At 36.6% G+C, this 14,678-nt stretch carries 7 protein-coding genes; all 7 read left to right on the forward strand.

Annotated elements, in window-relative coordinates:
* Positions 1-82 precede the first annotated feature (82 nt).
* The gene (locus tag LZQ00_RS12630; protein ID WP_234509642.1) at positions 83-1,336 is read left to right on the forward strand and encodes an efflux RND transporter periplasmic adaptor subunit; all 1,254 of its coding nucleotides are present in this window, start codon (positions 83-85) and stop codon (positions 1,334-1,336) included.
* A gap of 76 nt (positions 1,337-1,412) precedes the next feature.
* The gene (locus tag LZQ00_RS12635; RefSeq protein WP_234509643.1) at positions 1,413-2,093 is read left to right on the forward strand and encodes an ABC transporter ATP-binding protein; all 681 of its coding nucleotides are present in this window, start codon (positions 1,413-1,415) and stop codon (positions 2,091-2,093) included.
* Between the two features lie 124 nt (positions 2,094-2,217).
* Entirely contained in the window at positions 2,218-4,623 is a 2,406-nt protein-coding gene (locus LZQ00_RS12640; protein ID WP_234509644.1) for an ABC transporter permease, read from the forward strand.
* A 64-nt stretch (positions 4,624-4,687) separates the two neighbouring features.
* Positions 4,688-7,093 (forward strand): ABC transporter permease, encoded by a 2,406-nt coding sequence (locus LZQ00_RS12645; protein WP_234509645.1) that lies wholly within the window; start codon positions 4,688-4,690, stop codon positions 7,091-7,093.
* A 181-nt stretch (positions 7,094-7,274) separates the two neighbouring features.
* Positions 7,275-9,647, forward strand: a complete 2,373-nt coding sequence (locus tag LZQ00_RS12650; RefSeq protein WP_234509646.1) for an ABC transporter permease — start codon at positions 7,275-7,277, stop codon at positions 9,645-9,647.
* A 52-nt stretch (positions 9,648-9,699) separates the two neighbouring features.
* The gene (locus tag LZQ00_RS12655) at positions 9,700-12,111 is read left to right on the forward strand and encodes an ABC transporter permease (protein WP_234509647.1); all 2,412 of its coding nucleotides are present in this window, start codon (positions 9,700-9,702) and stop codon (positions 12,109-12,111) included.
* 175 nt (positions 12,112-12,286) lie between these two features.
* A complete protein-coding gene (locus tag LZQ00_RS12660) occupies positions 12,287-14,650 on the forward strand; it encodes an ABC transporter permease (protein ID WP_234509648.1) in 2,364 nt (787 codons plus the stop codon).
* Positions 14,651-14,678 lie beyond the last annotated feature (28 nt).

Raw genomic sequence — 14,678 nt, forward strand, 5'->3', positions numbered from 1 at the left:
TAAATCAAATTAACAAGCTAATTATCAATACATTATATTTATGGCACAGCTTTCATAGTTAATAACAAAATTGAAACGCATTATGGACAGACCTTTAGAAAAGAAGAAATGGAATAACAAACGCATATTAACCTTAGTTGGAATTACGGGTTTGGTTGGCCTCATTGCTGCAAGTTTTTATTTTACAAGTGGAAAAAGCAAACTAAATGTAGATGCAGATCGTATTTCCATTGTTGAGATAAAAAAAGATAATTTTCAGGAGTTCATTCCCATTAACGGAACGGTACTTCCTATCAGCAGCATTTATTTAGACGCCTCTGTGGGGGGACGAGTAGAAGAAAAATATGTAGAAGACGGAGCTATCTTAAAAAAAGGTGATCCCATTATGCGTCTGTCCAACACCGATCAAGAACTGAGCCTGATTCAACAGGAAACTCAAGTTTTGAATTTATTAACACAATCCCAAATCGCGCAAACAAATGCCCAACAGGTTTCCATCAACAACCGTAACCAAATGGCCGATGTAGAACAGGCTTACAAAGAGGCTGAGCGTGTATACCGATTAAATCAAAAGTTATTGAACGAGAAAGCAATTGGTTCGCAAGAGTTCGAAAAATCTAAGAACGAATACAATTACCAAAAAGAAAGAGTAAGTCTGACGAAACAAATCTTAAAACAAGATGAAGTTTCGACCAATCAAAAAGCTAATCAGGATCGCGAAACCTATCATCGTACGCAGAGTGCTCTAGAATTAATGAAGAGAAAAATTGGTGATTTGATTGTCCGTTCACCTGTTGATGGACAACTGACATCATTTGATGCAGAAATAGGGCAAAGCAAGAATGCTGGAGAGCGTTTGGGGCAAATCGATGTCCTTACTGGATTTAAAGTTCGTGCAGATATCGATGAACATTATATCAATCGAATCTTTCCTGATTTACAGGGTGAGTTTACAATCGGCGACAAATCATACAAATTGCGAATCAAAAAAGTATACACACAAGTAACCAATGGTCGCTTTCAAGTCGATATGGAGTTTATCAATGAAGTTCCTAAAGGCATTCGCCGAGGTCAAACGTTACAAATCCGATTAGCTTTAAGTGATGAAACCAAAGCCGTATTACTTGCAAAAGGAGGTTTTTATCAACAAACAGGTGGAAACTGGATATTCAAATTAGATAAAAATGGCACGACTGCCTATCGCATAGATATTCAATTAGGAAGACAGAATCCGGAATATTATGAAGTCATCAAAGGTTTGCAACCTGGTGATAAAGTGATCGTGTCGAGTTATGAGACTTACGATAAAATACAAGAATTAAATATCAAAAAATAGTCAAGTTAACGATTAGATTTAGTTGAGCATCAGCATTAAATTTCAAAACGTAAATTAAGATATTGTGGAAAAAAACATGATCAAAATAAGCAATCTTCAAAAGTACTATCGTACAGAAGAAGTGGAAACTGTGGCATTGAATAATTTGAATATTCATGTCAAAGAAGGTGAATTTGTAGCAGTGATGGGTCCATCGGGATGTGGTAAATCTACGCTGCTCAATATTATTGGGCTTTTAGATGACTTGGATGAAGGAAGTTACCTATTCAATGAAATTGAAGTTGCCAAGTTCAAAGAGCGTGGTCGCTCAGATTTACGCAAACACAATATCGGTTTTGTATTCCAAAGCTTCAATCTGATAGATGAATTGACGGTATATGAAAACGTAGAGCTTCCTTTGGTTTATACGAATGTTCCTGCTGCAGAACGTAAACGCCGTGTGGAAGAGGTATTAGAGAAAGTGCAGATCATGCACCGACGTAATCACTTCCCACAACAGCTTTCAGGAGGGCAACAGCAACGTGTCGCCGTAGCTCGTGCGGTGGTTAACAATCCGAAACTGATCTTAGCCGATGAGCCTACTGGAAATTTAGATTCCAATAATGGCAATGAAGTTATGCAATTGCTGACCGAGCTAAATGAAGCAGGAACAACCATCGTCATGGTAACACACAGTGAGCATGATGCTAAATTTTCAGATCGCGTGATCCGCATGCTGGATGGGCAAGTGATTATGGAGACCTCTGCTTTAAAATAACATACGGAAGTGTACAACGTAAAATTAAATATTAAAAAGTTGACGGCTAAACCCGTAGATCGTTTATTCGGTGAGTAGAGAGCAAAGTTAAAAATATAGCACAACATCTTAGATATCAACAGACATGATCAAGAATTATATAAAAGTAGCCGTACGAAACCTAACAAGGAATATCTCCATTTCTTTGATCAATATATGTGGATTAGCCTTAGGCATCGCCACCTGCTTACTCATCAGCCTGTACATCGTTGATGAACTAAGCTATGATCGATTTCACAGTCAAGCCAACCGCATCGTACGTGTTGTTTTTCGAGGTCAGGTAAAAGGAGGTGATATCAAAGAAGCCCATATTATGCCACCTGTAGCGTCTACGATGAAAGCTGAATTAACAGATGTCCAAGAAACTGCTCGTCTACGAATAGGTGGAACTCCGCTATTCCAAGTGGGCGATAAAGTTTTCCATGATGAGCATTTGGCTTATGTCGATGCTTCCTTCTTCAAAATATTTACGTTTCCGCTATTAAAAGGCGATCCTTTGACCGCAATCGCGCAGCCTAACACGGCTATAATATCCGAAACTATGGCTCGGAAATACTTCAACACGATTGACGTGCTTGGAAAAGAGCTACCGATTAAAGGAAATCAGGCTATCTTGAAAATAACAGGTGTGATGAAAGACATACCTAAAAACTCTCACTTCCATTTTGATATCTTTACTTCTATTGAGGCTTTGGAAGATGCACGATCCACATCGTGGATGACCTCCGAATACTATACCTATGCGTTATTGAATAAGGATGCTACAGCTAAACAAGTAGAAGCCAAACTCGCTACTTTATTTGATAAGCATGTCGGTCCACAGTTTATGGCTGGTTTTGGTATGAGTTACGAAGATTACAAAAAAGCAGGAAACAGGATTGGACTTTATCTTCAGCCCTTAACGGACATTCATTTACATTCCGATTTTGTGAATGACCTGAGTGCTTCTGGTGACATCAGATACCTGTATATTTTTGGTGTAATTGGCCTCTTTATGTTATTAATTGCGACGATCAATTTCATGAACCTATCTACGGCTAGTGGTTCCAAAAGATTTAAAGAAGTTGGCGTAAGAAAAGTTTTGGGAGCAGGAAAACAAAATCTGCTGATTCAATTCTTCACAGAAGGCGTTCTCATCACCTATATCGCCCTGTTATTAGCTGTAGGTATTGTATTGCTTGCTCTTCCCCTATTCAATCACTTTTCTGGAAAGTCTTTGGAGATTCAACAGCTGTCTCCTTTTAAGGCAATTCCATTTCTAATTGGCTTTGGTTTACTGATTGGTTTATTCTCCAGTAGCTACCCTGCTTTATATTTATCTTCCTTTAACCCTTTATCGATTTTAAGAAACAGATTCAATTTTTCTGAGAAAGGTTTCGGATTAAGAAGTGGTTTAGTTGTTTTTCAATTTATGATATCAGTGGGGTTGATTTTTTGTACAGTCGTGGTCAATCGCCAACTAAATTATATACGGCATATTAAATTGGGTTATGATAAGGAAAATGTCATTATTGTCCAAAGTTGGCCTTTAGGAGCGAATGAAAAAGCATTCGCTGAACGTCTCGCTCAAGATAGTCGAATACTGCATGTCTCTCACTCGTCTTATCTTCCAGCTGGAGCCACTAATAACAACAACTTCTTTGTCTATCCGAAAGAAAGTCCAAACCAGTGGGTGAAAACGCTCCGTTATGATGTGGATGAACAATATATCCCTACAATGGGGATGAAGCTAAAGGAAGGTCGCAATTTTTCAGCTACTTATGGTAACGACAGCCTATCGGCTGTTATCAATGAAACGGCTGCCAAAAATCTTGGATGGAAAGACAATATCGTCGGAAGAACATTAACAAATAAGGATAACAAAGTTTATCAAGTCGTTGGAGTTGTAGAAGATTTTCATTTCAAACCTTTACATGAAGCCATTGCTCCCTTGGTGATGGTCTTAGGTCATGAAGCTGGGCATCTGATCATCAAGACAAAAGCAACAGACATGGAAAAATTACTGGAGACCGTGAAACAAAGCTACAATGCCTTCCCATCAGATCTTCCTTTCGATTATTCTTTTCTTGATGACCGATATAATCAGACTTATCAGTCAGAACTTAAGATCGGACAACTGTTGACTATTTTTTCGACACTAACGATTTTTGTAGCCTGTCTTGGATTATTGGGATTAGCCATCTTCACTGCTCTCCAGCGTAAAAAAGAAATTGGAATCCGAAAAGTAATCGGTGCTTCTGTATCCGATATTACACGCATGTTATCTTTCGAATTTATCAAATTGGTGTTCATTGCTATCCTTATTGCCTCTCCGATAGCTTGGTGGGCGATGAATACTTGGTTACAAGATTTCGCTTACCGCGTGCATATTCAGTGGTGGATGTTTGCAATAGCTGGACTTCTAGCTATTGTAATTGCCTTGCTTACTGTCAGTACGCAGGCCATACGAGCAGCAATAGCTAATCCTGTCAATAGTCTAAAAGATGAATAGTATGGGTAAATTAATTTATCTACAGCTAAAGAAATCAATACTTAAGTATTAAAAAAATTAAAAAATGATCAAGAATTATCTAAAAATAGCATGGAGAAACCTTTGGAAAAATAAAGGTTATTCTTCCATCAATATTATTGGTTTAGCGATAGGTTTAGCTTGTTGTTTATTAATTGTATTATATATACATGACGAACTTTCCTATGATCAATATCACGTCAACAAGGATCGCATTTATCGTGTTGTCCATTCTTGGGAAGAAAAAGGACAAACAAAGCGAGAAGATGTATGGGGAGTAGCACCCATCGGTCCTGCTTTACAAGCAGATTTCCCAGAAGTTGAAAAGGTGGTGCAATTTTCAGGACAGGTCTCCATTTCTTTTAAGAATAAAGAAAAAGTCTTTCAAGAAGAACGTGTCTTTTTTATGAATTCTACCGCATTTGATGTGTTTAGCTGGAAGACAATCATTGGCAATTCAAGCACGGCATTAAATGAACCTTACTCAGCTGTTTTAACTAAAAGTGCGGCAAAAAAGTATTTTGGTGATGAAAACCCTATTGGCAAAACATTAGAAGGTGGCCTTGCCGCTGGACGTGCTGACCCAGGGTTATACAAAATTACAGCAGTTATTGAAGATGTACCTTCAAATTCTCATTTTACATTCGATGTGCTGTTGTCCATGCGAACTTTTGAACAGACTCGTGCTGATATTTTTGATTCTTGGGGATATGTAGATTTTTACACTTATTTGTTGGTGTCTGATCAATTTAACCTTGCTGATTTCAATAAAAAAATTCCTCAATTTCTCAAACAGCACAATGCTTCACAAGAAGGTCGGTATAATTTCCATCTTGAACCTCTACGTGATGCCTATCTCCATTCTACAGCAGGTAGACAACCTGGTGTAACTGGTAGTGTGCAAAATCTATACATATTCGCAATTATTGGTCTATTTATCCTTTTTATAGCCTGCGTTAATTTTATGAATTTAGCCACATCCCGCTCTATGGAAAGAGCGAAAGAGGTGGGTGTTCGAAAAGCTATCGGAGCTAACCATCGCAACCTCATACTTCAATTTATGTGTGAATCGTTAGCATTGGTATTTATTTCTGCGTTACTTGCCCTGCTATTTGTCGTTATACTTCTTCCTTTTATGGAAGCCTTTGCTGGAAAGCAGTTAGCTTGGACTAGCCTATTTAATTGGACAAGTCTTACTGTTTTCTTGGGGATCGTGACTTTGACTGGAATTATTGCCGCTAGTTATCCTGCTTTTATTTTGGCTAGTTTTAAACCTGTCGAAGTGTTAAAGGGAACGTTTAAAAGTGTTGCTGGAGGGCAGTTTTTAAGAAAAGGATTAGTTGTCTTCCAATTCGGTTTATCCATCGTGCTCATTGCAGGAACTTGTATCGTCTTTTCACAATTACATCATTTACAACATACAGATCTTGGTTTTCAACAAAATCAAATGTTGACCATTGATTACAACTTTGATGATCAAGTAAATAAAAATTTAGAGTCCATCAAAAATTCTTTATCAAAAGAAAAAGATGTCATTGCTGTTTCATCCTCGCGTAGCGTTCCTGGAACATTCTTCCCAAATGCGGGAACTGATATTGAATCACGCGAAGGCAAAATGGTTCCTTTAGCGCCAGGTCTTTTTGAAGTGGATATCGATTTTATTCCCAACATGGGCATGAAGATGATTGCTGGACGCGCTTATTCTCGAGACTTCCCTGCCGACACCGCACATTCACTGATCATCAATGAAGCTGCTGCTAAACTTTGGGGATATACCAATCCACAAGAGATCATTGGCAAACGATTTAATCAATGGGGTAGAGAAGGCCAAATAATTGGTGTAGTAAAAGATTTCAACTATCTCTCCTTACATAATAAAGTGGAAGCCCTAGCCTTAAGATTAGATCCATCAAGTGGTAGATATATAACGATTAAACTTCAGAAAGCCAATCAATCAGAGACTATTGCTAAGATACAAAAGCTTTGGTCTAGATTGGCACCCAACATTCCATTTAACTACAGTTTTTTGGATGAGAGTTTTGATCGTCAATATGAAGCTGATTATCGATTCAGAAGAATTTTCACCACATTTTCAGGATTTGCTCTTTTTATAGCCTGTTTGGGACTATTAGGGCTCATTACCTATACCGCTCAACAACGTACAAAAGAGATTGGAATTCGTAAAGTACTAGGAGCAAGCATCTTTGGTATTATCCAATTATTATCCATTGATTTCATCAAACTAGTTCTTATTGCTATTTGTATCGCGACACCTATTGCCTATTGGGCAATGAATAAATGGTTGGATAATTTTGCTTACCACATTGATATGCAATGGTGGATGTTCGCTACTGCGGGGATGAGTGCTTTGTTCATCGCTTTGGTGACCGTAAGTTACCAAGCTTTAAAAGCTGCTAGAGCCAATCCTGTAAATAGTTTGAGAGATCAATAATTTATACATAAATGTACGTTTACGAACGTCTAGTGTTCGTAAACGTACACTTATAGCAGCAGACCAAAACACTTAATAATCTGTATATAAGATGTTTAAAACAGTGGCTTAGGGATTGGACTTTAAAATTAAAAAAAGAAAACAACCTAAAAGTACAAACCATCACATAGAAATTACTCTTATGATTTTTAAATACATCAAAACTGGATGGCGTAATTTGAAAAAAAGCAAGTTTTACACAGCCATTAATATCCTAGGACTTTCGATCAGTATAGCTACAGCTATCCTGATCTTACTTTGGGTACAGGACGAAATTGGTTATGATCGATTTCACAAAGATTACAAACGAATTTATAATGTCCATAATATCTGGAAAGGGGGTGATAAAGAACAAATTTCCAATAATACACCAGGGCCAGTTGGATTTTATGCGAAAGACATTCCTGCAGTAGAATCATCAGTCAGGATAGCACAAGAATATAATGGTATCATTAGCCTAAAGGAACAGAAAGATCCCTATACAGGGCTTTCAATAGCTTATGCTGACAGCACGTTTTTTAGTTTTTTTTCTTTTCCACTGCTACAATCCAGCAAGCCCAATGTATTGACGAATATAGACGAAGTGACCATTAGCGAAACACTAAGCAAAAAACTTTTCCATGGACAAGATGCTATTGGCAAAACTATCCTTTTGGGAAAAAATCCCTTCTTCGTAACAGGCGTATTTTTGGATATACCACAAAATTCTTCTATCCGATTCGATGTTATTTTTCCGATGGCCTATCAAGCCAAATCTTTTACTGAAAATGGAGGTAATGGTGTATGGAAGACCATAGACGAAGATTTAGGAAATTATTACTTTGATACGTATTTAAAATTAAAACCCGCGGCGGATCCTGAGCAAGCCATTGCACAAATAAATAACAGATTCATTAAAGCAAAGGAAGGTAGTACAAAGACCACCTTTAAACTTGGAACCCTTGAGGACAAGCATTTAATAGCACCAGATGGAAACAAATCCGCATTGCGCATGGTGCAAATATTTGGAGTAGTGGCCTTATTATTGCTTTTTATTGGAGCAATCAATTATGTCAATCTTTCTACCGCCAGAGCAATGGATAGAGCGAAGGAAGTCAGTATCCGAAAGATTATCGGCGCTAACCGACAACAATTGTTCTTTCAATTTATGTCGGAAACCTTTCTAACATTTATTTTAGCGACTCTTGTTGCTGCCTTATGGATTGGATTGTCTTTCTCAGCTTACAATACTATTTCAGGAAAATCAATGGTATTCAGTCTAGGTAATCCAGCGCTTTGGCTTTTAATTGGATCAGCCTTGCTAGTGACGGTATTGTTGTCCAGTATATACCCTTCCATTCAACTGTCAGCTTTCAAACCAATCACGGCATTGAAAGGCAAATCATCCAAACCGAAAAATAGTATTTTCCGAAAAGCTTTAGTGGTATTTCAATATGTAACATCAATCATATTGATTATCTGCACGTTGGTTATTCAAAAACAGATGAAGTACATCCGTGAGTATAACTTAGGGTATGACACTTCCTATATCTTTACCGTTCAGCTTAACGAAGGAGCTGTTGAAAATAAATCAACTGTAGCAGCCAAACTTGCTGAAGATCCTTCCATCGTTTCGTACTCGATCAATAGTGTTTACGACCCTATGAGTTATGGCAATTCTACTGGAGATATCGATTGGCCAAACCGTGCAAAAGATTACTCGCTCATTGTCGCAAGAGCTACTATAGATAAGAACTTTATTCCATTAATGGGGATGAAATTGATTGAAGGAAGTAATCTCAAAGGAGTTCCGGCTGACTCATCAAGTTATATCATCAATGAAACATTGGCTAAACAGATGGGATTGAAAAAACCTTATGTTGGTGCTCAAATGTCATTGCACGAAGTCCCTGGAACAGTTGTCGGTGTTGTCCAGGATTTCAATTTCAATGATCTAAAAAATCCGATTGGTCCGATGGTTTTTTGGACGCATCGCTATTCAGGAACCTTATATGTAAAAACAACAGCTTCAAATGCACAAAAAGCGATAGAGAAAGTGAAAACTATTTATAATAGTTACCCATCAACGCAACCTTTCGAATACACATTTTTGGATAGCAAATTTGACAAGTTATATAAATCAGATCTACGCACGGGTCTTCTTTTCAACATCTTTGCTTCGATCGCCATCTTTGTTTCTTCTCTTGGACTGTTAGCGCTAGCTGCTAATTCTGCACAAACAAAAGTGAAAGAAATCGGCATCCGTAAAGTGCTGGGCGCTAGTATACCACAAATCGTTCAGTTATTGGGAAGAGAGTTTGTCGGCTTATTATTAGTTGCCATTTTGATTGCTGGTCCACTAGCTTGGTATTTTTCAAAGGAATGGTTGGCCAATTTCAGTTTCAGAACAGAATTGAACATTTGGATATTTTTAATAGGTGCAAGTATAGCGTTATTGATTGCGGGAATGACAATTGGTTATCAAGCTATCCGAGCTGCGAAAGTAAATGTAATCGACAGTCTACGGGATGAGTAGTTATTGTATTGAGTAGATATTTAACTTAAATCAGTAAACAATTATAGAGATTATGATAAAAAATTATATTAAAATTGCTCTTCGCTTTTTAAAAAAGCATAAGTTGATTACAACAATCAATATTCTCAGTCTTTCTATTGGGATCAGTGCGACTTTGGTCATTTTCTTAATGATTCAACATGATTATAGCTTCGATCAAAATGTTCCTAATCAAGAGCGAATATATCGCATTGTCAATGATGGAGAGTATAAAAATGCAGGAGTAATCACTCCTCTTGTTCGATCCATAGAAGAGGAAGTTCCCAATATAGAGACCATTGCACCTATTTTCAAAAGCTACGTGCAAAAAATAAAAATTGGTTCTGGGAATAAAAATAAGTATCAAATATTTCCAAAGGAAGAAAAGATAGTATTGACTAATAGTCAATACTTCGATATTTTCCCATTTAAATGGTTATCTGGTAATGCTAAAGAACTCAATCAAATCGGAACAATTGTTTTAACAAAAAAAACATTAGAACGCTATTATGGAATAACTTCTCCTGCCGAAGTTATTGGAAAAGTAATCTTATATGCGGATAGTATATCTTTACAGGTTGTCGGAGTTGTCGATAACCCGATCGGAAATTCTGATTTTAGTTTTGACAGCTTTATCTCACAAAAAACCATTGAAGCCAACACTAGTTTAAAAGATCTGTTTAATTGGGATGCTTGGAATAGTGTATCAGACGCTCATCAAGTCTTGATAAAAACAAAACAAGGTACGTCTACAAAAACTATTGAATCAAATATTGCAAGTTTGATTAAAAAACATAAAGCAAGTAATGGTGAAAAAATAACAGATAAATTTATCTTACAACCTCTTGGCGATGTACATTTTAATACAACTTTTAATTACGGAGCGACCAAGCCTGAAACGTTAAGAAATTTAATATTACTCGCATTTTTCTTATTGGCTCTTGGTGCAGTAAATTTTATTAACTTATCGACCGCACAAGCTACAGAAAGAGCTAAAGAAGTGGGTATTCGCAAAACATTAGGGAGTTCTAAATCTACCTTGATCAAACAGTTTTTAGTAGAGACATTTTTGATTACACTAATCGCCACGATCCTATCCGCTATTCTTTTACCCTTATTTCTTCACGTATTTGATGGTTTTATTCCAAGCGATTTACAGATAAGTAATTTACCTAAAATCGCTATTGGATTCTTTTTGTTAGCACAACTTATCATCATTACATTACTGGCAGGTTTCTATCCTGCCTGGATACTCACGGGTTATGCACCTGTTTTGGCATTAAAAAATCAACAATCACAAAATTCAAATTTATCTCGTAGTGCGTGGATCAGAAAAGCATTGACTATTTTCCAGTTTGTCTTGGCCCAATCTTTTTTAATTTGTGTATTGATCGTTATCAGACAAATCAATTACGTTTCACAAAAAGATATGGGTTTTCAAAAAGATGCGATTGTGAATTTATATATCCCTGGAGCTTTTCAAAATTCGGATAAAGGAAATCTTCTCAAAGATAAGTTGAAGAATCTTCCAGAAATAAAAGCGGTCAGTTTCGGTAATATTGCCCCCGCAATGAATGGTTATATGCAAACCTCGATCAATCTGGATAACAGCAATGATCCAAAAGAATTGCTATTTGACAGCCGTTCAGGGGATGAAAATTATCTTGCTGTCTATCATATCCCATTAATTGCAGGAAGAAATATCAGGCTTTTAGATTCTACTTCTGAAGTATTGATCAATGAAAAAGGTTTAGCGTTATTAAATATTAAGCATCCAGAGGATGCTATTGGAAAAACATTTGATAAGGGCAACAAAACAATAGTTGGTGTAATGAAAGACTTTGATATCGCTTCTGCACATCAAGCAATAAAACCTCTCCTTTATTTTGGAAATAAAGATGGTTATGTTTTACATATTGCATTAGACAAAGCACATCCTGAAAATTGGAAAAATACAATCAATAAAATCACAACAACTTATAAAACAATTTTTCCAGATGATGACATAGATCTCCAGTTTTTGGATGAGGTCATCAAAAAATTTTATGACAGGGAGAGGGAACTTTCGACATTACTTACTTGGGCAGTTGGTTTATCCATTCTAATTGCTAGTCTAGGTTTATTTGGCTTGGCCATATTTACAGCAAATCAAAGAACGAAAGAGATTGGTATTCGTAAGGTATTAGGCGCTACTATTATGCAGATCGTATTTCTTTTATTGAAAAATCTAGTTGTTTTAGTCGGAATAGCCTGTTTAATTGCCTTTCCGATAGCCTATTATGCTATGCATAAGTGGCTGGAAGATTTTGCCTATAAAACAGATATCAATTTATCAATTTTCGCTTTATCAGCTGTTGGATTGATTGCTTTTGCCTGCTTCGTCTTATCAACGAAAAGCATTATGGCAGCCATGGCTAACCCAGTAGATAGTTTACGAGATGAATAGTTTCAAACATATTGATCACGGGGTTTAATACCTCAACTTAGCGATTAATAGCATGGAAGAAGTATTTATTTTCAATAAAGATTGTATATGGAAGTACGAGACCTATCAGCTAAATAAAACATACCAATATAAGAGAGCCTTAAGCTTATCGCCCAAGGTCTAAATCAGAAGAACAATGATAAAGCTATTTCTAAAAACTTCTTTGCGTAATATCAAACGTAATTCCGTTAATTCGATCATCAATATACTTGGTTTAGCACTTGGTTTTACGGTAGCTATCGTCAGTTCCTTATGGATTTTGAAGCAGTTTTCTTTTGACAAAAATTTCAACAACTACCATAACATCTACCAGGTAATGGTAACTGGAACATTCAATGGAGAGCAATCAACAGATCCTTCTGCCCCTATTCCATTAGCGAAAGCCCTGCAAGCAGATTTTAAAAATGAAATGCAACAGGTGACCTTGGTGAGTAAACTGGAACAGGCTAATTTTAAAGTCGGAGAAAAGCGATTGCATGCTAACGGTCACTATGCCTTAGGAACATTTGCAGAACTTTTTTCATTTAAAGCTCTTCAGGGTGATGTATCAACCCCTACTGCACCAGCTACCTTAATTATCTCTGCGTCTTTGGCTAATCGCCTTTTTGGAGAGACAGATGCTGTTGGAAAAATGGTTCAACTAAACGGTAATGAACAATATGAAGTAAAGGGAGTGTATACAGATATTCCAGAGAATAGCACCTTCTTTCAACTGGATTATGTATTGCCTTTTACAGATTATCTTCAAAAAAATCCAAACGTAGACCAAAGCTGGGGAAATTGTTTTTTTAGTATTTATGGATCAATGAAGAATCCTGATTATTCTTCTTCATTAGCAACTAAATTGACGGCCATACTTAAACCAAAATTAACAGATATCGATCCAGAGATACTTTTGCATCCGATGTCGAAATGGCACTTATACGATTCCTTTAAAAATGGGAAAAACAATGGTGGTCAGATCCAATATGTATGGATGTTTACCTTGATTAGCGTACTGATTATCTTATTGGCTTGCATTAATTTTATCAACCTAAGTACGGCACGAAGCATCAAAAGAGGTCGAGAAATTGGTATTCTAAAATCAATTGGTGTACATCAGTTGCAATTGGTTCAGGGTTTTTTATTTGAATCTATACTATCTGTTTTTTTTGCTTTTATCATCGGGTTGATTTTGACAGCCTTACTTCTTCCTTGGATAAACAATATCACAGGCACAGCATTACACATTCCTGTTTATTCCTTTAATTTTTATGCCTATTCCTTCTTATGCATCCTCGGATTAGGACTTTTAACTGGGTTATATCCCTCTCTATTCTTATCTTCCTTTAATCCAATTTTGGCACTAAAGGGAAAAGCAATTCAGGGAAAATCCAAATTTAACGCACGAAAAACGATGGTCGTAATCCAATTTACCATCTCCATCTTTATGATGATCGCTACTTATTTGGTCATAAAACAATTGTATTATGTAAAGGATAGACCTATTGGTTATAGCAATAAAAATCTAGTCAACGTAACCAGCACAAGCAATGAAATTATTAAAAATTTTGATGTGCTTAAACAAGAGTTATTTGCGAAGGGTTTAATCCAAGATGCAACCTTATCATCCAGTTTTATAAATAATCTCTCCTTAACAGGAGGCGGATTTACCTGGCAGGGTAATGACGTCAAAGAAGGATCTATTATGGGTATGTTTACCATAGATGAAAATTTTGCCAATACTGTGCAATGGAAATTTATTAAGGGCCGAAATTTTTCAAAAGATTTTAAAACAGATTCTGCTGCCGTTATTTTAAATGAAGCTGCTGCAGAATATATGGGGGTATCGGCGTTGGATAGCAAGCAATTGAGTTTTAGAGGGGTAAATTACCACATCCTTGCCGTCATACAGAATACGATGTCGGAATCTCCATTTAAATCGATTACACCTACGGCTTATTTTCTAAATCTATTACCGACAAGCAAGATTACCTTACGATTAAAAGATCATGCTGAAGTCAATCCGACAATGAAAGCTATTGCTGAACAATTCACCAAAATAGATCCTAATATTACGTTCAATTATACCTTTACGGATCAAGCTTACGCTAAACAGTTTGCGCAAATGGAAATGATCAAAAGTTTGATCAGCCTTTTTACGGGACTTGCCATCATGATATCTTGTTTGGGATTATATGCTTTAGTTTCTTTCTTGACTGAACAACGGGAAAAAGAAATCGGTATCCGAAAAGTATTAGGTGCTTCGGAATTTAATCTATGGAAATTGATGACGACTGAATATATCTGGCTTACTTTACTTGGATTTGCCATCGCAGCACCGCTCGCTTATTTATTGATGAATAAATGGCTGGAAAACTATGTTTATCGTATTTCTATTACTTGGTCTGTTTTCCTATTCACAGGAGTTGTTGCTCTTACTATTACCCTACTCACCGTGAGTTACCAAGCAATCAAAGCGGCATTAACAAACCCAGTGGATACGTTGAAGAATGAGTAAATCGAAAATTTTTGGGAGTTGAAAACTC

The organism is Sphingobacterium sp. SRCM116780 (assembly GCF_021442025.1).
Taxonomy (GTDB): Bacteria; Bacteroidota; Bacteroidia; order Sphingobacteriales; family Sphingobacteriaceae; genus Sphingobacterium.